The organism is Ruegeria faecimaris (assembly GCF_900182615.1).
Classification (GTDB): domain Bacteria; phylum Pseudomonadota; class Alphaproteobacteria; order Rhodobacterales; family Rhodobacteraceae; genus Ruegeria; species Ruegeria faecimaris.
The window spans coordinates 70836-89718 of sequence record NZ_FXTE01000006.1 but is presented as its reverse complement, the minus strand read 5'-3'; the positions used below and the strand labels follow the sequence as shown (position 1 = coordinate 89718).

At 56.1% G+C, this 18883-nt stretch carries 20 protein-coding genes; 12 read left to right on the top strand and 8 right to left on the bottom strand.

The genetic code is table 11. The annotated features are described in order from the left end of the window. Nucleotides 1-124 precede the first annotated feature (124 nt). Nucleotides 125-676 carry an ATP-dependent protease subunit HslV gene (hslV, locus tag FN806_RS12090; RefSeq protein ID WP_142637447.1) on the top strand — a complete coding sequence of 184 codons (552 nt, stop codon included), beginning with the start codon at nucleotides 125-127 and terminating at the stop codon, nucleotides 674-676. Nucleotides 677-689: 13 nt separating this feature from the next. On the opposite strand, the gene FN806_RS12085 is transcribed toward hslV, so the two are convergent. Further along, entirely contained in the window at nucleotides 690-1931 is a 1242-nt protein-coding gene (locus FN806_RS12085) for an MFS transporter (RefSeq protein ID WP_142637445.1), read from the bottom strand. Between the two features lie 180 nt (nucleotides 1932-2111). Here FN806_RS12085 and hslU point away from each other — a divergent pair, with 180 nt between their 5' ends. The 3 genes from hslU to FN806_RS12070 all read left to right on the top strand — a co-directional run bounded on the left by hslU (nucleotide 2112) and on the right by FN806_RS12070 (nucleotide 5828). Next, nucleotides 2112-3419, top strand: a complete 1308-nt coding sequence (gene hslU / locus FN806_RS12080) for an ATP-dependent protease ATPase subunit HslU (RefSeq protein WP_142637444.1) — start codon at nucleotides 2112-2114, stop codon at nucleotides 3417-3419. Nucleotides 3420-3516: 97 nt separating this feature from the next. Next, nucleotides 3517-4611: an alpha/beta hydrolase gene (locus FN806_RS12075; RefSeq protein ID WP_142637442.1), complete on the top strand. Its 1095-nt coding sequence runs from the start codon at nucleotides 3517-3519 to the stop codon at nucleotides 4609-4611. Next, complete coding sequence (locus FN806_RS12070; protein WP_142637440.1) at nucleotides 4611-5828, top strand: MFS transporter; 1218 nt, start codon at nucleotides 4611-4613, stop codon at nucleotides 5826-5828. The genes FN806_RS12075 and FN806_RS12070 overlap by 1 nt, the downstream gene beginning before the upstream one ends. Here the strand turns inward: FN806_RS12070 and FN806_RS12065 are convergent. Genes FN806_RS12065 through FN806_RS12055 form a run of 3 tightly spaced genes read right to left on the bottom strand, consistent with a single transcriptional unit; the run spans nucleotide 5825 to nucleotide 8102 of the window. Further along, entirely contained in the window at nucleotides 5825-6412 is a 588-nt protein-coding gene (locus FN806_RS12065) for a Smr/MutS family protein (RefSeq protein WP_142637438.1), read from the bottom strand. The genes FN806_RS12070 and FN806_RS12065 overlap by 4 nt on opposite strands. Continuing rightward, nucleotides 6412-7446 carry a murein transglycosylase A gene (gene mltA / locus FN806_RS12060; protein WP_142637436.1) on the bottom strand — a complete coding sequence of 345 codons (1035 nt, stop codon included), beginning with the start codon at nucleotides 7444-7446 and terminating at the stop codon, nucleotides 6412-6414. The genes FN806_RS12065 and mltA overlap by 1 nt, the downstream gene beginning before the upstream one ends. Continuing rightward, complete coding sequence (locus tag FN806_RS12055) at nucleotides 7443-8102, bottom strand: Tim44/TimA family putative adaptor protein (protein ID WP_142637434.1); 660 nt, start codon at nucleotides 8100-8102, stop codon at nucleotides 7443-7445. The genes mltA and FN806_RS12055 overlap by 4 nt, the downstream gene beginning before the upstream one ends. Before the next feature lie 108 nt (nucleotides 8103-8210). Here FN806_RS12055 and FN806_RS12050 point away from each other — a divergent pair, with 108 nt between their 5' ends. Beyond that, nucleotides 8211-8711, top strand: coding sequence for an FxsA family protein (locus tag FN806_RS12050; protein WP_142637432.1), 501 nt, complete (start codon nucleotides 8211-8213; stop codon nucleotides 8709-8711). A gap of 54 nt (nucleotides 8712-8765) precedes the next feature. Further along, on the top strand, nucleotides 8766-9263 hold the full coding sequence (secB, locus tag FN806_RS12045) for a protein-export chaperone SecB (protein ID WP_142637430.1): 498 nt from the start codon (nucleotides 8766-8768) through the stop codon (nucleotides 9261-9263). Nucleotides 9264-9289: 26 nt separating this feature from the next. On the opposite strand, the gene dnaQ is transcribed toward secB, so the two are convergent. The 4 genes from dnaQ to FN806_RS12025 are packed head-to-tail and all read right to left on the bottom strand — an operon-like array spanning nucleotide 9290 to nucleotide 12024. Continuing rightward, the gene (dnaQ, locus tag FN806_RS12040) at nucleotides 9290-10012 is read right to left on the bottom strand and encodes a DNA polymerase III subunit epsilon (RefSeq protein ID WP_142637428.1); all 723 of its coding nucleotides are present in this window, start codon (nucleotides 10010-10012) and stop codon (nucleotides 9290-9292) included. Continuing rightward, nucleotides 10005-10598 (bottom strand): dephospho-CoA kinase, encoded by a 594-nt coding sequence (coaE, locus tag FN806_RS12035; protein ID WP_142637426.1) that lies wholly within the window; start codon nucleotides 10596-10598, stop codon nucleotides 10005-10007. Before coaE ends, dnaQ begins: the two co-directional genes overlap by 8 nt. Beyond that, entirely contained in the window at nucleotides 10595-11428 is an 834-nt protein-coding gene (locus FN806_RS12030) for a shikimate dehydrogenase (protein WP_142637424.1), read from the bottom strand. Before FN806_RS12030 ends, coaE begins: the two co-directional genes overlap by 4 nt. Further along, nucleotides 11425-12024 (bottom strand): Maf family protein, encoded by a 600-nt coding sequence (locus FN806_RS12025; RefSeq protein WP_142637605.1) that lies wholly within the window; start codon nucleotides 12022-12024, stop codon nucleotides 11425-11427. The genes FN806_RS12030 and FN806_RS12025 overlap by 4 nt, the downstream gene beginning before the upstream one ends. 404 nt (nucleotides 12025-12428) lie before the next feature. Between FN806_RS12025 and FN806_RS12020 the strand changes: the two genes are divergently transcribed. The 6 genes from FN806_RS12020 to FN806_RS11995 all read left to right on the top strand — a co-directional run bounded on the left by FN806_RS12020 (nucleotide 12429) and on the right by FN806_RS11995 (nucleotide 18880). Then, the gene (locus FN806_RS12020; protein ID WP_142637422.1) at nucleotides 12429-12878 is read left to right on the top strand and encodes a CopD family protein; all 450 of its coding nucleotides are present in this window, start codon (nucleotides 12429-12431) and stop codon (nucleotides 12876-12878) included. A gap of 124 nt (nucleotides 12879-13002) precedes the next feature. Next, complete coding sequence (gene rho / locus FN806_RS12015; RefSeq protein ID WP_142637421.1) at nucleotides 13003-14274, top strand: transcription termination factor Rho; 1272 nt, start codon at nucleotides 13003-13005, stop codon at nucleotides 14272-14274. A gap of 31 nt (nucleotides 14275-14305) precedes the next feature. Next, entirely contained in the window at nucleotides 14306-15592 is a 1287-nt protein-coding gene (gene mnmE / locus FN806_RS12010; RefSeq protein ID WP_142637419.1) for a tRNA uridine-5-carboxymethylaminomethyl(34) synthesis GTPase MnmE, read from the top strand. Nucleotides 15593-15604: 12 nt separating this feature from the next. Beyond that, complete coding sequence (gene mnmG, locus FN806_RS12005) at nucleotides 15605-17473, top strand: tRNA uridine-5-carboxymethylaminomethyl(34) synthesis enzyme MnmG (protein WP_142637417.1); 1869 nt, start codon at nucleotides 15605-15607, stop codon at nucleotides 17471-17473. After that, nucleotides 17470-18084 carry a 16S rRNA (guanine(527)-N(7))-methyltransferase RsmG gene (gene rsmG, locus FN806_RS12000; protein ID WP_142637416.1) on the top strand — a complete coding sequence of 205 codons (615 nt, stop codon included), beginning with the start codon at nucleotides 17470-17472 and terminating at the stop codon, nucleotides 18082-18084. Before mnmG ends, rsmG begins: the two co-directional genes overlap by 4 nt. After that, nucleotides 18077-18880 carry a ParA family protein gene (locus tag FN806_RS11995; protein ID WP_142637414.1) on the top strand — a complete coding sequence of 268 codons (804 nt, stop codon included), beginning with the start codon at nucleotides 18077-18079 and terminating at the stop codon, nucleotides 18878-18880. Before rsmG ends, FN806_RS11995 begins: the two co-directional genes overlap by 8 nt. Nucleotides 18881-18883: the final 3 nt, after the last annotated feature.

Genomic DNA, 18883 nt, shown 5'->3' with positions numbered 1-18883 from the left:
CCCACAATTGCTGGTTTTACAGCCCCGATTTGCGTTTTTTGCATATCTTATAAGCAAGTTGTGAACTGTTGCGCTGCGGATGAGACCGGCCCATATAGAACAGCAGGCGAAAACGGAGGCCCCCATGGCAGACAGCGACTTTCCCGGTTGGCACGGCACAACCATTATTGGCGTCAAAAAAGGCGGGCAGGTGGTCATTGCCGGAGACGGGCAAGTCAGCTTGGGCCAGACCGTGATCAAAGGGACCGCGCGCAAGGTACGCCGCCTGTCACCCGGCGGGTTCGAGGTTGTCGCAGGCTTCGCCGGATCAACCGCCGATGCCTTTACCCTGCTGGAACGTCTGGAAACCAAGCTTGAGGCCACGCCCGGCCAACTGGCGCGCGCCTCGGTCGAGCTGGCCAAGGACTGGCGCACCGACAAATACCTGCAAAAGCTTGAGGCGATGTTGATCGTCACTGATGGCAAGGATCTGCTGGTGATCACCGGGGCAGGGGATGTGCTGGAGCCGGAACACAACGTGGCTGCCATCGGATCGGGTGGTAATTTTGCCCTGGCAGCGGCGCGCGCGATGATGGATGGCGACAAACCGGCGGAACAAGTCGCCCGCGAAGCCATGGCCATCGCCGCCGATATCTGCGTCTATACCAATGGCAATCTCACGGTTGAGACGATCTAAGACGCAAGTTGTCTCAGGCCAACAGCTCTCGGATCTCTTTGCCCTTCCACCGCATATGCATCCCGACCAGCCCCAACAGGGCGGTCAGGATCACGATGTAGTAGGGCAGTCGGATGTCGATACTCATCAACCCGCCGCCGATCAGGGACATGACGCCCCCGGCCAGACAGAAGACGGCCGTGGTCACCCCCATGACCCAGCCTTGATCGGTGTCGCTGACACTGGAGGAAAACAGGCCCAGCAGTGTCGGGTATGAGACGCCAAAGAAGAAATAGAAGAAAAAGACCGGGACATAGCTCAGCACACCGCTGGGGCTGAAGGCGAAACCTAGGCCGCTGATCACCATCACAACCAGTGAGACATAGATGATCTGGTGTTTGCTGAACCGTTCCTGCGCAGGTTTGACCAGGAAGGTGCTGGAAAAGGCCAGCGCAACCCCAATGACGACCATGGCCATGCTGCCGCCGATGACCCCGTATCCAAATGCGCTGGTCAGGAAGTTGTCGACAAACACATAGAAGGTCACATTGGCGATCATGAACAGGCCATAAACCGGCATGATTTTCAGAACCATCGGATGTTCGCGCACCGCTATCAGGCTGTCGGTGATATCGCGGGGGCGAAAGACAAAGGGCTCACGCTCGGTCCGGGTATCCTTGAAATACGCGGCGACAAGGAAAATGGCGATCAACACCAGAACAAAAGCGCCGTAGAATGGCGTTTTCAGCGTCGCCGCGCTGCCCAGCAGGGCCGAGTCCGACAGGACCGCGCCAATAATGGGACCGCCAACCAGGCCAAAGCTGACACCTGTCACGATATAGCCCATGTTGCGGTCGCGGTCAGCGGCATCAGTGCTGCCGTCAATCATTGCCGCCTGCGCGATAGGCTGGTTGCCAGCTGTGAACCCGGTGATCGACCGGCCGACAATCAACAGCAAAAGGCTGTTGAGATACAGCGCAGTGATGGTCAGCGCATAACCTATCAATGCCCCTCCCAGACACACTAACAGCGCGTTCTTGCGACCAATGGAATCTGAAACCTTAGAGACATAGACCACGCCCAGAAACCAGGACAGAAAGAAACAGCCAATCACCAAGCCGTAGTAGAAATGCCGGGTGCCCATGGCCGTGTTTTCAGGCAGGAACCCCGATTTCGTCTCCATGATCAGTGAGTTGATGATCGGAAAGACCAACCCTTGCCCGATCAGGTCGACAAACACGACAAACAGCAGGGTGATCTTGGCAATCTTGGTCATTTCCGCGCTCCGGGCCCTCAACGCTTTGAAATCACTGTACCAGAGGCCGGGCGCTTTACCTATGGAAAGCATTTGCAAACCGGGTGGGGCATTGCTAACCAACGCTGCCGCTGTTGTTTTCGCCGTTGCGGTGATTACCTAGACCGCAGCCAACTTATGCCGACCGAAAGGACTGCCCCCGTGACCGACCTGACCCCGCGCGAGATTGTCTCGGAACTGGATCGCTTTATCATCGGGCAGAAGGATGCCAAGCGCGCGGTCGCCGTGGCGCTGCGTAATCGCTGGCGGCGCAAGCAACTGGCTGATGACATCCGGGATGAGGTTTATCCCAAGAATATCCTGATGATCGGCCCCACCGGCGTTGGCAAGACTGAGATCAGCCGGCGTTTGGCCAAGTTGGCCCGCGCACCTTTCATCAAGGTCGAGGCCACCAAATTCACCGAGGTTGGATATGTTGGCCGCGATGTGGAACAGATCGTGCGTGATCTGGCCGATGCCGCGATCCTGCAGACCCGTGAATTCATGCGTGAGGACGTCAAAGCCAAGGCCCATCAGGCCGCCGAAGACCGGGTGATTACTGCCATTGCCGGGGAAGACGCACGTGAGGGCACCCGCGAGATGTTCCGCAAAAAGCTCAAATCCGGAGAGCTGGACGACACAGTGATCGAGCTGGAACTGACGGATACCTCAAGCCAGATGCCGATGTTCGATATCCCTGGCCAACCCGGCAGTCAGATGGGGATGATGAATCTGGGCGATATTTTCGGCAAGGCCTTTGGCGGGCGCACCGTCAAGAAACGCCTGACCGTCGCCGAAAGCTATGACATGCTGATCGGGGAAGAGGCCGATAAACTGCTGGATGACGAAACCGTAAACCGCGCGGCGCTGGAATCGGTTGAACAGAACGGCATCGTGTTTCTTGACGAGATCGACAAGGTTTGCGCCCGTTCGGACGCACGCGGCGGTGATGTCAGCCGAGAGGGGGTGCAGCGTGACCTGTTGCCTCTGATCGAAGGCACAACCGTCTCCACCAAGCATGGGCCGGTCAAAACCGACCACATTCTTTTCATTGCCTCAGGCGCGTTTCATATTGCCAAACCATCCGACCTGTTGCCGGAACTGCAGGGGCGCCTGCCGATCCGTGTCGAGCTGCGCGCACTGACCGAAGAGGATTTCGTCCGCATCCTGACCGAGACAGACAACGCGCTGACCCGCCAGTACACTGCCTTGATGGGCACCGAGGATGTCACGGTCAGCTTTACCGAGGACGGCATCGCAGCCCTGGCGAAAATCGCAGCGGATGTGAACCAAAGCGTCGAGAATATCGGCGCACGTCGGCTTTACACCGTGATGGAGCGCGTATTCGAGGAATTGTCTTTCACAGCCCCCGATCAGGCCGGTTTGGAAATCACCGTGAATGCGCAGTTCGTTGACGACAATCTGGGTGAGCTGACAAAGTCTACGGACCTCAGCCGTTACGTTCTGTAATATCTCCAGCCGGTTTTTGCCGGTCCGCATCATTGACCCCGCTGGACCTGGGATCAGAATAGAGTAGCGTGTGCGCAAATTCCTTAGGGGGCGACTGGTGCTGCGCTATATTATTTTTGTCCTGACTGCGGCAACGCTTGCCGCGTGTGTCGACCGGACCGTATCTCAAACCGTGCCCTCGGCACTGGACATTGGCACGCCCAAAACCATTTACGCAGCAACCACCCGCGCGCGCGAAGCGGACGGATCCTATGGGTACCGCCGCAGCGATCAGCTGCAGTTTCTCGAGATGACGGTCTCGATTCCACCCAATCACACACCCGGGACATTGGATTTTTCCTATGCCGACCCGGACCCGGAAAATCAGTTCGTGATGGCTGATGAAGACGAGCTTGCTGGACCCCAGGGCCTTGCCTCGCGACTAAGAGGTGTGGACGAGGTTTCGATCTTTATCCACGGCTATAACACGACCCAGTCGGAAACAGTGTTCCGCGCCGCGCAGTTGGAACATGATCTGGAAATACCGGGTGAAACCATGGTCTATTCCTGGCCAAGCCAGGCAACGGGTTATGGCTATGCCTATGACATCGACAGCATGCTGTTCGCCCGTGATGGTCTGGAACAAACTGTTCGCCAGCTGAAATCAATGGGGGTCGATCGGGTTATCCTTGTGGCGCATTCCATGGGCACCGCCCTGACGATGGAGATGATGCGGCAGGCCGAGCTGCGCGAACCGGGCTGGTCGCATCGGAATATCGAAGGGGTTGTTCTGATCGCACCGGATCTGGATGTCGATCTGTTCCGGTCGCAGATGGACAGCATCAAAACGCTGCCTGACCCGTTCATTGTGATGATCTCACGCAAAGACAGGCTGCTGAGTATATCCGCACGCCTGCGCGGTACCGCCAAAAGCGAACGTCTGGGAAATATCAGCTCGGCCGATGCGCTGTCCGAATATAAGATCAGTATTCTGGATACGACCGCCTTCAACAGCGATGCCGGGTCGTCTCATTTCGTGGCTGCTACCTCTCCGGCGCTTTTGGCGATTATCAATTCCGCCCGCCGGGTCAGCAGTACCTTTGGCAGGCAACGCGGGATTGACGTGATCGCCCCCGCCGAGGTCCGCAACCCGACCGGGGCGACCGAGATTGAGCTGACCGAGACCGGGCAGGCCAAGGTCAGCTCTCCGTAATGTCCTTTCACCTGGGGCATTATCTGAAAGCAAATGCCTCATGGCTTGGCGCCGGAGTTCTGCTGACTTTTCTGTCCTCTTTTGGGCAAACGTTCTTCATCTCGATCTTTTCCGGCGAAATTCGTGCGGCGTTCGGGCTGAGCCATGGGGCCTGGGGTGGGATCTATTCGCTGGGTACAACCGCATCCGCCATCATCATGATCTGGGCGGGTGGACTTACGGATATCTTCCGGGTGCGTGTGCTCGGCCCCGCTGTTCTGGCTGGGCTAGCCGTGGCGGCGCTAGCGATGGCGTTGAACCGCTGGCTGATCCTGCTACCGCTGGTGATCTTCCTGTTGCGCCTGTTCGGGCAGGGGATGAGCACCCATCTGGCCTTGGTCGCGATGGCCCGCTGGTTCACCGCAACGCGTGGCAGGGCCTTGTCGATCGCCTCGGTCGGATTTGCGGTTGGCGAAGCGCTTTTGCCGGTAATCTTTGTCGCTGCGATGGTGTTTTTGGATTGGCGCCTGCTCTGGATCATCTCGGCAGGTATTTGTGTGGCCGGCATTCCGATTCTGCTGCGCTTGCTTCGGCAAGAGCGCACACCGCAAAGTCTGGCCAGCGAGTATTCGGCATCAGGTATGCAGGGGCGGCACTGGACACGCACCGACGCTTTGCTGAACCCGTTGTTCTGGTTCATGGCCCCCGCTTTGCTGGGTCCTTCTGCCTTTATCACCGCCTTCTTCTTTCATCAGGTCCATCTGGCCGAGATCAAAGGCTGGCAACATATCGAGTTGGTGGCGCTGTTTCCCGTCTACACAGGTGTTTCCCTGATCTCGATGTTTGTCGCGGGATGGGCGCTGGATAAATGGGGAACCGCCCGGATGATGCCCTTTTATCAGGTGCCGATAGCTATCGGGTTCATGTTGGCGTCTGCAAGCACCTCCATTGGGGGTGCGGTTGCTGCATTGGTCTTTCTGGGGCTTACCGTCGGCGCAAACAGCACCTTGCCCAGCGCGTTCTGGGCGGAATTCTATGGAACCCGTCATATTGGCGCGATCAAGGCCATGGCCACTGCGGTCATGGTCCTTGGGTCGGCGATTGGCCCCGGACTGACCGGCGTGTTGATTGATCAGGGGGTTCCGCTGGACACGCAGTTCCTGTGGATCGGAGTATTCTTCCTGCTGGTTTGTCTGCTGACCTGGATTGGCATCAGCCGCGCCGCACGCACGCTTTAGCGACTGCGGCGCAGATAGACGTAATAGGCCCCGTCGCCACCATGGCTGATATGCGCGGGCGTCACCTGCATCACAGCCTGTGCCAAGGGCGGCAGTGACAGCCATTGCGGTACCTGATTGCGCAAGACGCCGCGCGGAGTGGGGATGGGGCCGGGCTCATCCCGGTCCTTGCCTTTGCCGGTCACCACCAGAACCAGACGCTTGCCCGAAGCCTGCGCGGTTAGCACAAAGCGCACCAGCGCCGGATAGGCCGTGTCCATCCGCAAGCCATGCAAGTCCAACTTGCCCTCGGGTCGGAGCTTGCCACGTTTCATCCGGGCAAAAGCCTTGCTGTCCATTTGCACTGGGTTGGCGCGTAACCCTTCGGTAACGGATGGTTTCAACACATGCCCTACACCCCTGCCAGCCGCGTTCTGCCCGACTTCAAACGCCTCGATCCGGGGCTTAAAGGTCTTTGTCGGTTTCGGCCTGGGCAATGAGGTGGGGTGCACCGACTGCGGGAGTTCGGGATGCAGGCGATCTGCCTGTTTGGTCACCTTGCGCCACAGATCCATTTCGTCAGGGGTCAATTTGCGGCGCGACATCAGAACTCGTCCGGTAAAAGAGCATATGCGCGCTGAATCGGCAGCAGAACCACCATGCGACCCGGATCTTTCAGGCGCCCCGCTGCGGCCCCTGCGGCATCGCCGGTTCCAAAGAAAATATCAGCCCGCTGCGCGCCCTTGATTGCGGACCCGGTATCCTGAGCGATCATCAGCCTGCGCAAAGGATCTTTGCCGTCCTTTTCGACCCAGACTGGAGCACCCAGCGGTGTGTATGCCGGATCGGCGGCAATGCTGCGCATGGTGGTAACCGAACGGTTCATCGCACCCAGAGGGCCAAATTCCGGTGCAACACGATTCACCTCGCGGAAGAACACATAAGACGGGTTGTGAAACAGCAATTCGGTACCCGCCTCGGGATTCTTGCGGACCCAGGATTTGATCATCTGCGCACTGACCTGATGCGCACCCAGGGCACCGCGCCGGATCAGTTCGGACCCGATCGAACGATAAGGATGCCCATTGGCGCCCCCATAACCAACCCGCAGCGCCTTCCCATCGGGCAACCGGATACGGCCTGAGCCCTGAATCTGCAGAAAGAACAGCTCGACTGGGTCGTCCACCCAGGCGATTTCAAGACCGCGGCCCTGCATGACATCACCGGTCAGCAGATCGCGACGGGATAACCATTTTTCGGCTCCGCGCGCCTCAGGAGGCATTTTATAGATCGGGTATTTATACCGCTCCGATCTGGTTTTGGACCCGTCCAGTTCGGGTTCAAAATAGCCTGTGAACAGGCCATCCTTCCCGTCTTCGACCAGAACGGGACGGAAGAACAGCTCAAAAAATGACCGGGCCGCATCGGGCTTATAGGTGCGTGCCACGCCGCACAATGCCTGCCAGTCCGGATCATCCAGATCACCGCACGTGTTCAGAAAAACCGAAAGGGCCACCCCGTGATCATCGGCGGCCCAACCATTCAGGTCATCGTAGGACAGTATGGATCGTGTCACCTCAGCGCTGGCAGAGGTGGTCATGACAGCCACCAGGAAAAGCGACCGAAACGCTGCAATCATGCGTCCGTGGCAACAAGCAGCCAGTTCGGATCGTCCGAGCCCATAACGCGGGCAAAGGTCCAGCTGTCCTTTTGACGTTTAACCGTGTTTGGGTTGCCCTCGATGATATCGCCACCACGATCCCGCACGGCCGAAGTCAGCTCACCAACAAATTTCATGGTGATTTCGGCCTGGTTGGTATCCTTGTCAAAGCTCACATCTGCCAGTGTGGTTTCGCGCACACCGATAAATTCGGCCTCGATGGTCAGCCCCTGATCCTCGCGCGCGGCAACGACCGAAACAAAGGTTTCAAACACCTCTTCCGACAGGAAGGGCTGGATTTCATCCAGATTGCCCTTTTCGAACCCCATGACGATCATCTCATAAGCGCCGCGAGAGCCCTGAACAAATTCACCCACCGAAAAGCCCGGCTCGATCCGTTTCATAGCGGATAGGGTCTGCGCCTGTTCGCTGTCCTCGGGCACGTGATCGGTAATGTCGTGATCTGGCCCGCCCTCAATCACCTCAAAATCACGGCGCGACTTATTGGCTTCGGACTGTTGTTGAAGCGGGGGTTTCTCAAAACCCTCACGTGTACCCAGTACGCTTTTCAGGCGCAGGATCAGGAAAACGGCAATTCCGGCCAGGACCAGCAACTGGATCATTGGTTCGTTCATTTCATCCTCTTGGTCAGACCGCGACTTTGTATACACGGCCTCTTGCCACTATGTAGGTGACAGTTCGGGACAAGTCTACCGCCCGACCTGCAGTAAAGGATAATGCAAATGTACCTGTTCCTGGCTTTTTTACTTGTTCCGATCATCGAAATCGGCCTGTTCATTCAGGTTGGTGGGCTAATCGGACTATGGCCAACCCTTGCGATCGTGGTTCTAACGGCCGTTCTGGGTACCGCTTTGGTACGGACACAAGGTCGCATGGCGTTGGAAAACCTACAACGATCCTTTGCAGAGCTTGACGACCCGACCGAACCTTTGGCCCATGGCGCGATGATCTTGCTGTCCGGTGTCTTGCTGCTGACACCAGGGTTTTTCACCGATGCCGTTGGATTTGCGCTGTTAATCCCTGGCGTCCGGGTCTCTGTATTCCGCTATCTCCGCTCGAAGGTCACAATCACGCAGTTTCAGATGGGCGGCGGGACGCAGTTCAGGACCGGGCCCCAAGCATCGACCCAGGGCGATGTGGTCGACGGTGAGTACACCGAGGTTCGCCCCCGTCAGAACCCGTCAAAGCCATCGAAATGGGTCGAAGGGCCGCACCAGCATTGAGGTGCCTCGCCCAACTTGCTAAGCAGTGGCGAATTTCAGTTTCGGAGTAGACCCATGGCCGAAGACGGCGCCCAAGAAAACACCGCGGCCCAGACCGCACCCCAGATCCAGATGCGCGTTCTGGGACAATTCATTCGCGATATGTCCTTTGAAAACGTGATGGCGCAAAAAGGCGTGTCTGGCGATGTCCAGCCCGAGATCGCGGTTCAGGTCAATCTGGACGCCAAAAAGCGCCCGGCTGAGCATCAATACGAGGTGTCGATCAAGCTGAACCTCAAATCCAAAGCCAAGGGCATGGAAGACATCCTGTTCCTGTGCGAGCTGGATTATTGCGGCCTGTTCCATGTGGAAGGTGTCGCCGAAGACCAGCTGCATCCGTTCCTGATGATCGAATGCCCGCGCATGCTGTTCCCGTTCCTGCGCCGCATCGTCAGCGACATCACGCGCGATGGAGGATACCCGCCGGTTAACCTGGACAATATTGATTTTGTCAGCCTGTACCGGAATGAATTGATGCGTCGCCAGGCCGAGACGCAAAAGACTCAGGCCTAATCAGGCCTCCCCGCGCCGGAGTGACCTCAGGCGCGGGACCAAAGGGCGTTTTCGCCCAGTTTATCAATAAATTTCTCATGCGCCGCGCGCTCGTCTTGGGTGATCCGGGACGGCAAGGCATCTTTGCGCGGCGATGGCCGCCACTCTTCTGCTCCGCCAGCGGAAGACGACACAGAGGTCGAAAGCCCGAAATCTGGCTGACGTCCGCCGATCAGCTCAAGATAGACCTCAGCCAGAATTTCAGAGTCAAGCAACGCCCCGTGCAAGATCCGGTTCGAGTTGTCTATGTTGAACCGCCGGCACAATGCATCCAGCGAGGCGGGCGAGCCCGGAAACCGTTTGCGCGCAATCGCCAGCGTGTCCAGTGCCTGATCCATCGGGATCGGCGGCAGTCCCATCCAGCCCAGCTCGGCATTCAGAAACTTCATGTCGAATGACGCGTTGTGGATCACCAGTTTCGAATCCGCGACAAAATCCCGAAACCCCTGACCAACCTTGGCAAAAACCGGCTTGTCCTTAAGCGTGACCTGACCTTTTTCCACCGGGCGGGGTGGTTCCAGCAGGTCGGGGCCAATGCCGTGCACGCCAAACGCCTCTTCGGGCATGAACCGTTGAGGGTTGATATAGACGTGATAGGTTTCGCCCGTGGCGACGTGATTCCAAAGCTCAACCGCACCGATTTCCACAATCCGGTCGCCGCTCTCAGGATCAAAGCCCGTGGTTTCGGTATCGAGTACAATCTCACGCATCTGCCAGCCCTGCCCGTATCTGCCTGACCACATCCTGCACCTGTGTGCGGGCGTGGTCCAGACTGTCCGTGACGATCACAAAATCAGACCGCGCGCATTTTTCGTCATTCGGCATCTGCTTGGCTTTGATCTGCTCGAACTGCGCCTCGGTCATGGTACCGCGCGCCATCACGCGGCGTTTCTGCTCGTCAGCCGGGACCGAGACACAGGCGACCGCATCCATCGCCGCATCTCCATCGGTTTCAAATAGCAGGGGAATATCGAAAACCAGAATATCTGCGGTGGCTTGTTCCCGGAACGCCGCTCGATCCGCCGCCACCAGCGGGTGAACAATGGCCTCAATCGCTTTCAGCGCCGCTGGGTCTGCCGAAATGAACCGTTTCAATACTTCCCGGCTAACCGCGCCGTCGATAATGGCCTCAGGAAACGCCCTACGCATCGGCTTGATCGCTGTCCCGCCACGCGCGTATAGCCGATGCACGGCGGCATCTGCGTCCCACAACGCACAGCCTTCGTCGACGAACATGCTGGCAGTCGTGCTTTTTCCCATGCCGATAGAACCGGTCAGGCCAAGTGCAAAGCTCATCCCAGCACCGCAGCACGCAAATCAGAAGTGACTTCAGGGCGCACCCCAAACCAGCTTTCAAATCCAGGTACGGCCTGATGCAGCAACATGCCAAGGCCATCTACGGGTGTGCATCCCGCCTGTTCTGCTGTTTCCAGCAAGCGTGTCTTAAGTGGCGCATAGACCAGATCGGTGACAACGGCACCGGGCTGTAACCCGTCCAGAGGCACCCGCAGCTCGGGCTGGCCGTGCATCCCAAGCGAACTTGTGTTGACCACAAGTTCCGCATCTTCAACCACGTTGCCCGCTTTCAACCAATCCACCACCGTTATGGTCGTGCCAAACTCTTCCTTCAGGCGATCTGCACGTGAGCGCGTCCGATTGGTCAACAAAATCTCGGGCACACCGGCATCGACCAGCGCTTGAAGAACCGCACGCGCGGCGCCTCCGGCACCAAAGACAACCGCGGGGCCATCCGCTGGAATCCAATCTGGGGCGCCGCTGCGCAGGTTCTGCATGAACCCGTACCCATCGGTGTTATCCGCATGGATCGAACCGTCGGGCTGAAACACAAGCGTATTAGCAGCCCCGATCTGCCTGGCCCGGTCCGAAGCCGTATCCGCCAGATCCAAGGCCACCTCTTTATGGGGCACTGTGATGTTGGCCCCGACAAATCCGGCTTTGGGCAAGGTTCGTAGAACAGCCTCAAGATCATCCGGTGCGACATCCATGGGGATATAGTGACCGGCCAGGCCATAAGTTTTCAGCCAATGGCCATGCAGTATTGGGGATTTCGAATGGGAAATCGGATGCCCGATCACACCCGCCAGCGGGATCTGCTTACCACTCATTGATCAATCACCCCTTTGACCGCAAGAAAATTCAACAGCTCCAATAGGGGCATACCCAAAACGTTAAAATAGTCACCGTCAATGGTTGCGAACAGCCGCACGCCTTCTTCCTCAAGCTTATAGGCCCCGACAGCGTGACGGATGCTGTCCCAGTTGCGCGCAACATAGTCGCGTAGATAGGCGTCCGAACTCATCCTCATCCGCAGGCGCACCTGACCTACATGTCGCCAGATCGGCTCGCCATTCTGATAGATGACGGCTGCGGATAACAGCATATGCCGCTTGCCCCGCATCGCTTTGAGCTGCGCCAGCGCATCCTCGGGCGATTGCGGTTTGGACAAAAGCTGACCTTCGAAATCCAGCACCTGATCACATCCCAGAACCATCGGCCCCGGCACCTTGTCGCTGACCTTGCGGGCTTTCATCTCTGCCAGAGTATCGGCAATATCACGTGGAGATGCCTCTTCGGCCAGCAAAGCCCGTTTGGCGGTCTCTTCGTCCACGCGTGCAGTTTGAACGGTAAACCGCACTCCCGCATTCTCTAGCAACTGCGCACGAATGGATGACCCCGAGGCCAATATGATGGGGACAGAAATGTGGAAAACCCCCTGAGCAAATGGTTGATCGTTCAAGGATGGTTTGTATGGTTTTCCTGTTGACACGCAAGCCCGGTGTTTTCGCGAAAAACTTCTATGAGTCGCCCGAACCCTGTCCAGTCTGGACAAGGATAACTTTGAACATCGGGACAAGCGGGATATCCCAGCTTATTCATCAAGTTATCCCCGGAAGTCTACGCACTATATAATCATAACATATTGTTTTATTGTGGTTTTTTATGAAATTAACAGAATCACCCAGTTCTCGGGTGAAACTATCCACCTGGGGAAAACAGATGGGTAAATAAGTAATCCACGGAATTTGATCTCCCTACAAAACCATCATCCTTTCTCTTTTCCTATTTTTTTTATAGGGAGAGATCCAAACCACGCCCGGAGCTGGAATGACTGATCTTCTTTTCACCATCTATCCTTGGGTGAAGTCCCTGCACATCATGGCCGTGATCTCTTGGATGGCTGGTTTGTTCTATCTGCCTAGATTGTACGTCTATCACGTAGAAAAAGCCCAAGGCGTTGACGGGGCGCAGGAGATCTTCTTTGAAATGGAAGAAAAGCTGCTGCGGGTGATCATGCGCCCGGCGATGTACGTGGCCTGGGCCTGCGGCCTGATCATGGTATTCACTCCAGGCATAGTCGGCTGGGATTTTGCCTGGCCCTGGGTCAAAGGCGCAGCAGTGATTGCGATGACTTGGTTCCACTACTGGCTGATGGTACGTCGAAAGGACTTCTTAGAGGGCCGAAATACGCTCACTGGGCGGCAGTATCGCATGATGAACGAGGTGCCTACCATTTTGATGGTTATCATCGTTCTGGCGGTCGTTCTGAAGTTCTGAGCAGCTATTTGACTCTTTGTAGGTAAGCGCTTATTTATCGCGTAACACGCCCGTCCGGGCGGCGTATCTTCCGTATTGAAATTCCAGTCCGAGCCGCATCCATGCGGCCAAGGTTCTTATCATCATGTCTAATGAATCCCTCAATCTGGCCGATCTGAAAGCCAAAAGCCCCAAAGACCTTTTGGCGATGGCCGAAGAGCTTGAGATCGAAAACGCCTCGACCATGCGAAAAGGCGAGATGATGTTCCAGATTCTGCGTGAACGCGCAGATGAAGGCTGGACCGTGGGCGGCGATGGCGTACTTGAAGTTCTGCAAGATGGGTTCGGGTTCCTGCGTTCGCCCGAGGCGAACTATTTGCCCGGTCCTGATGATATCTATGTCTCGCCAGAAATGATCCGCCAGCATTCGTTGCGCACCGGTGATACGGTCGAAGGTGATATCAAGGCGCCGGACGAGAACGAACGGTATTTCGCACTGATCAAGGTCACCAAAATCAATTTCGAAGATCCCGAGAAAGCCAGGCATAAAGTTGCTTTCGACAACCTGACACCGCTTTATCCGGATGAGCGCCTGAAGATGGAGGTCGAAGACCCAACCATCAAGGACAAGTCCGCCCGTGTCATCGATCTGGTTTCGCCGATCGGTAAAGGTCAGCGGTCGTTGATTGTGGCACCGCCACGGACCGGTAAGACGGTGATCCTGCAGAATATTGCGAACTCGATCGAAAAGAACCACCCTGAGTGCTATCTGATCGTCCTACTGATCGACGAGCGGCCGGAAGAGGTGACCGACATGCAGCGTTCGGTGAAGGGCGAGGTCGTGTCGTCGACCTTTGACGAACCCGCCACCCGCCACGTTGCCGTATCTGAGATGGTTATCGAAAAAGCCAAGCGTTTGGTCGAGCATAAACGAGATGTTGTTATTCTTCTCGACTCGATCACAAGACTTGGTAGGGCATTTAACACCGTGGTTCCATCCTCGGGTAAGGTTCTGACCGGCGGTGTGGATGCAAACGCTCTGCAACGGCCTAAGCGATTCTTTGGTGCGGCACGGAATATCGAAGAAGGCGGCTCGCTGACCATCATCGCCACTGCGCTGATTGATACCGGCAGCCGGATGGACGAAGTCATCTTCGAAGAATTCAAAGGCACCGGTAACTCGGAAATTGTTCTGGATCGTAAGATCGCAGATAAGCGCGTGTTCCCGGCTATCGACATCCTCAAATCCGGTACGCGGAAAGAGGATTTGCTGGTCGATAAGGGTGATCTGGCCAAGACCTTTGTTCTGCGCCGTATCCTGAACCCGATGGGCACTACCGATGCGATCGAGTTCCTGTTGTCCAAGTTGAAACAGACCAAGACAAATGGCGAGTTCTTCGATTCGATGAACACCTGACACAGGTCCTGGACGCAAGCGAGGCGGTCGAATGGATACGATATTCGCCTTGGCCAGCGCGCAAGGCAAGGCAGGGGTGGCGGTCATCCGTCTCTCGGGCCCCTTGGCGCATCCTGCCGCGGCTGCTCTTTCCGGTGCTGCTTTGCCCTCCCGCGGGATGCGGGTGCGCAGCCTGTATGGCAAAGACGGATCGCGCCTGGATGATGGGGTAGTTCTGACCTTCCAGGCCCCGGCCAGCTTTACTGGCGAAGACGTGGCAGAGCTACAGATTCACGGCAGTACAGCGGCGGTCAACGCCGTCATGCGCTGCCTTGCGGACATGGACGGTTTGCGCCTGGCCGATCCCGGGGAATTCACCCGCCGTGCCTTGGAAAACGGCAAAATGGATTTGACACAGGTCGAGGGCCTTGCCGATCTGATCGACGCTGAGACAGAAGCTCAACGCAAGCAAGCACAGATCATTCTGGCCGGAGAGCTTGGGAATTTGGCTGAACGCTGGCGGCGCGATTTGATTCGCGCCGCATCGCTGCTTGAGGCAGTGATTGATTTTGCCGATGAAGAGGTGCCAACCGATGTTACCCCTGAAGTGCGCCAGTTGATCACAGATGTCATTGCAGATCTACACCGTGAAGCTGAAGGGGTTCGTATTGCGGAACGCATTCGAACCGGGTTCGAGGTTGCGATTGTTGGCTTGCCAAATGCTGGAAAGTCGACATTGCTGAATGCTCTGGCCGGTCGCGAAGCAGCGATCACGTCGGAATATGCCGGCACTACGCGCGATGTGATTGAAGTTCGAATGGACCTTGAGGGACTTCCCGTTACTTTGTTGGATACAGCGGGCTTGCGGGAAACCGACGATCACGTCGAAAGCCTGGGAATTGAGCGGGCCAAAAAGCGCGCCGAGGCCGCCGATCTGCGCGTATTTCTGACTGATGATCCAAAAGAGCTGGGCGTTCAGCTGTTGGAGGGAGATATTCAGGTTCTTCCGAAATCCGATCTGAGAAACAGTTCTGATGAAGGAATCTCAGGGAAAACCGGGCAGGGTGTGGATCGGTTGATCTCCAACATATCGCGTGTTTTAGGTAATCGAACTACTACCCATGGTATCGCCACGCGTGAAAGGCATCGTATAGCGCTGATCACAGCGCGCGATGCACTTAGTGCTGCAATCGCTGTTCTGGAATCAGGTCCCGACCTGTATGATATCGCAGCCGAGGAACTGAGGACCGCGATCCGCGCTTTGGAAGCTCTGGTTGGCAGAATTGGTGTAGAAGACTTGTTGGATGAAATATTCTCAAGCTTCTGCCTGGGAAAGTAAGGAGTGTTTCACGTGAAACATTCGGATTTTGACGTCGTCGTTATCGGAGCGGGCCACGCCGGAACAGAGGCGGCCCATGCGGCCGCCCGGATGGGTGCGACTACCGCCCTTGTGACTCTGTCGGCCACTGATATCGGCGTAATGTCCTGTAACCCCGCTATCGGGGGCCTCGGCAAAGGGCATCTTGTCCGCGAAATTGACGCGCTGGACGGGGTGATGGGGCGCGTCGCAGACCAGGCGGGAATTCAGTTTCGTTTGCTGAATCGCCGTAAAGGCCCCGCAGTTCAGGGGCCCAGAACGCAGGCAGACCGGGCTTTGTACCGAGCTGCGATGCAGCGAGAAACCACGGCACACCCGAACCTCAGCGTCTTAGTCGGCGAGGTGACAGATTTCCTGGTGAATGGACCTGCTGTTACCGGAATTCGATTGGCGGATGAGTCTGAAATACGGGCCGGCGCTGTGATCCTGACGTCTGGGACATTTTTGCGAGGCGTTATTCACATTGGTGACGTATCGCGCCCTGGCGGGCGTATGGGGGACCGTCCTTCTGTAAAGCTGGCCGAGCGTCTGGATAGCCTTAACCTGCCGCTAGGACGCTTGAAAACGGGGACACCGCCCCGGCTGGATGGTCGGACGATTGATTGGTCAGGTCTCGAACGTCAGGACGGCGATGATGAACCTACGCTGTTCTCATTCCTTTCGATGGGGGTGGTGGCACCGCAGATTTCTTGCGGGATTACACATACCAATGCCAGAACACATGAGATCATTGAAAAGAATCTTTCCAGATCGGCGATGTATGGGGGACATATTGACGGTATAGGCCCCAGATATTGCCCTTCGATCGAAGATAAGATTGTGCGGTTTGCGGATAAGGAATCTCATCAGATTTTCCTCGAGCCAGAAGGTGTGAATGATCACACAATCTATCCGAATGGAATTTCTACCTCACTGCCACAGGATGTTCAGGTCGATTATGTCAGATCCATTAAGGGGTTGGAAAAGGCAGAGATCCTCCAACCTGGCTACGCCATCGAATATGACTACGTAGATCCTCGCGTTCTGACATCATCACTGTCGTTGCCTGAGGCGCCAGGACTATATCTTGCGGGTCAGATTAACGGCACCACAGGATATGAGGAAGCTGCAGCTCAGGGAATGGTGGCTGGCCTCAATGCTGCCCTTCAGGTCTTGGGTCGGGATCCAATCCAATTCACGCGCTCCGACAGTTATATTGGCGTCATGGTCGATGACCTGACTACTCGCGGAGTGGCGGAACCTTATCGGATGTTTACCTCACGGGCAGAGTTTAGATTGTCTTTGCGCGCCGATAATGCCGACCAACGACTGACACCTATTGGCATACGCCTAGGTTGCGTAAGCGAGACACGCCGCAAGCACTTCTCTGAAAAGATGGAGAAGTTGGAGGCTGCAAAAAAGAAGCTCACAGATCATACCTATACTCCGAAAGAAGTGCGAGAAGCTGGTATCGAGGTCAATCAGGATGGCAATCGCCGCGATGGTATGGCGATTTTGGCCTTTCCTGATGTGAGCTTTGAGGACCTTGTTCCCTTGATTCCTGAGTTGCAGGACGTTGAATCAGGCATTCGGCAGCAAGTGGAACGCGATGCGCTGTATGCGAATTATATCGAGCGGCAAAGACGTGATGTCGAAGCGATGAAACGCGATGAAGCCTATGAGATTCCGCGTGATTTTGACTTCTTCGCATTGGATGGGCTGTCGTCAGAGATGAAGCAGAAGTTGTCCAATGCTCGTCCTGAGAATGTAGCGCAGGCAAGCCGGATAGAGGGTGTGACGCCGGCAGCGCTGACTTTGGTGTTGGCCAAGCTTCGCCGAGATCAGAGGGTGCGCAAAGCATGAAGGAAGAGCTGTTTGACGGTCTGAATGTTTCACGTGAAACATTTGATCGACTGGCAACATATGTTGCCCTTGTCGAGCGCTGGAACCCGAAAATCAACCTCGTATCGCGCAAAAGCTTGTCCGAAATCTGGACACGGCACATTTTGGATTCCGTTCAGGTTTTTCGATGTGCCGAGAACTTTTCGCATTGGGTTGATATTGGAAGTGGTGGCGGGTTTCCTGGTATGGTCTGTGCAATCATGGCGATTGAAGAAGCGCCAGACGCAAAATTTACCTTTGTTGAAAGCGATCAGCGAAAATCTGCGTTTTTACGCAATGTATCCCGGGAATGTGGCGCAAACTGTAAAGTGGTGGCGAAACGCATTGAAGCGGTGGACCCCCTGAATGCAGATGTTTTGTCTGCCCGCGCCTTGGCAGATCTCGGGGTATTATTATCTTTTTGTGACAGACATTTAGGCGATTCTGGCGTCGCTTTGTTGCCGAAAGGTGTAAGCTGGAAAAAAGAGGTACAGGATGCGCAGGAAGAATGGAATTTCACCTGTGATCCGATTACAAGTTTAACAGAACCCCAAGCCGTCATCCTCAAGGTCAAAGGAGTATCACGTGGTTGATCTATCTCGTCCCTCAGGCCCCCGGATCATAGCGGTAGCCAACCAGAAGGGCGGGGTTGGGAAGACGACAACAGCCATAAACTTGGCAGCAGGCCTGGCCGAGGCCGGATGCAGGGTTTTAGTGGTTGATCTGGATCCACAGGGAAATGCTTCAACCGGTTTAGGCGTCGAGGATCGAGATTGGACAACTTATGATCTGATTCTGGATGATGCGCCTTTGGATGCGGTCGTTCAGGACTCGGAGATTGAAGGTATTCTCGTTGTCCCCGCTACGGTAGACCTCAGTTCCGCCGATATCGAACTGATTTCGAACGAAAAACGCAGCTATTTACTGCATGACGCGTTACGCCAGACTGCTATTGATAAGTACGATCTGGATTTCGTCCTGATTGACTGTCCGCCATCGCTGAATCTTCTGACGGTAAACGCGATGGTCGCAGCGCATTCCGTACTGGTGCCATTGCAAAGCGAGTTCTTCGCATTAGAGGGTTTGTCTCAGCTCATGCTGACCATTCGCGAGGTGCGACAGACTGCGAATCCAGACCTCAGAATCGAAGGTGTTGTGCTGACTATGTATGACAACCGCAACAACTTGTCCCGTCAGGTCGAAAAAGACGCACGTGACAATCTGGGTGAGATGGTATTTAAAACCAAAATACCCAGAAATGTGCGGGTCAGTGAGGCTCCGTCATACGCGTTGCCGGTTTTGCAATATGACTCGGGGTCTCTGGGCGCGATGGCCTATCGGCATTTGGCCCGGGAAGTCATGCATAAGAACAATAAAACCGCAGTCTGAGCG

Coding starts and splice junctions, on each gene's coding strand:
- hslV (WP_142637447.1), top strand. CDS start 125: ATGGCAGACAGCGACTTTCCCGGTTGGCACGGCACAACCATTATTGGC.
- FN806_RS12085 (WP_142637445.1), bottom strand. CDS start 1,931: ATGACCAAGATTGCCAAGATCACCCTGCTGTTTGTCGTGTTTGTCGAC.
- FN806_RS12070 (WP_142637440.1), top strand. CDS start 4,611: ATGTCCTTTCACCTGGGGCATTATCTGAAAGCAAATGCCTCATGGCTT.
- FN806_RS12065 (WP_142637438.1), bottom strand. CDS start 6,412: ATGTCGCGCCGCAAATTGACCCCTGACGAAATGGATCTGTGGCGCAAG.
- mltA (WP_142637436.1), bottom strand. CDS start 7,446: ATGATTGCAGCGTTTCGGTCGCTTTTCCTGGTGGCTGTCATGACCACC.
- FN806_RS12055 (WP_142637434.1), bottom strand. CDS start 8,102: ATGAACGAACCAATGATCCAGTTGCTGGTCCTGGCCGGAATTGCCGTT.
- FN806_RS12050 (WP_142637432.1), top strand. CDS start 8,211: ATGTACCTGTTCCTGGCTTTTTTACTTGTTCCGATCATCGAAATCGGC.
- secB (WP_142637430.1), top strand. CDS start 8,766: ATGGCCGAAGACGGCGCCCAAGAAAACACCGCGGCCCAGACCGCACCC.
- dnaQ (WP_142637428.1), bottom strand. CDS start 10,012: ATGCGTGAGATTGTACTCGATACCGAAACCACGGGCTTTGATCCTGAG.
- coaE (WP_142637426.1), bottom strand. CDS start 10,598: ATGAGCTTTGCACTTGGCCTGACCGGTTCTATCGGCATGGGAAAAAGC.
- FN806_RS12030 (WP_142637424.1), bottom strand. CDS start 11,428: ATGAGTGGTAAGCAGATCCCGCTGGCGGGTGTGATCGGGCATCCGATT.
- FN806_RS12020 (WP_142637422.1), top strand. CDS start 12,429: ATGACTGATCTTCTTTTCACCATCTATCCTTGGGTGAAGTCCCTGCAC.
- rho (WP_142637421.1), top strand. CDS start 13,003: ATGTCTAATGAATCCCTCAATCTGGCCGATCTGAAAGCCAAAAGCCCC.
- mnmE (WP_142637419.1), top strand. CDS start 14,306: ATGGATACGATATTCGCCTTGGCCAGCGCGCAAGGCAAGGCAGGGGTG.
- rsmG (WP_142637416.1), top strand. CDS start 17,470: ATGAAGGAAGAGCTGTTTGACGGTCTGAATGTTTCACGTGAAACATTT.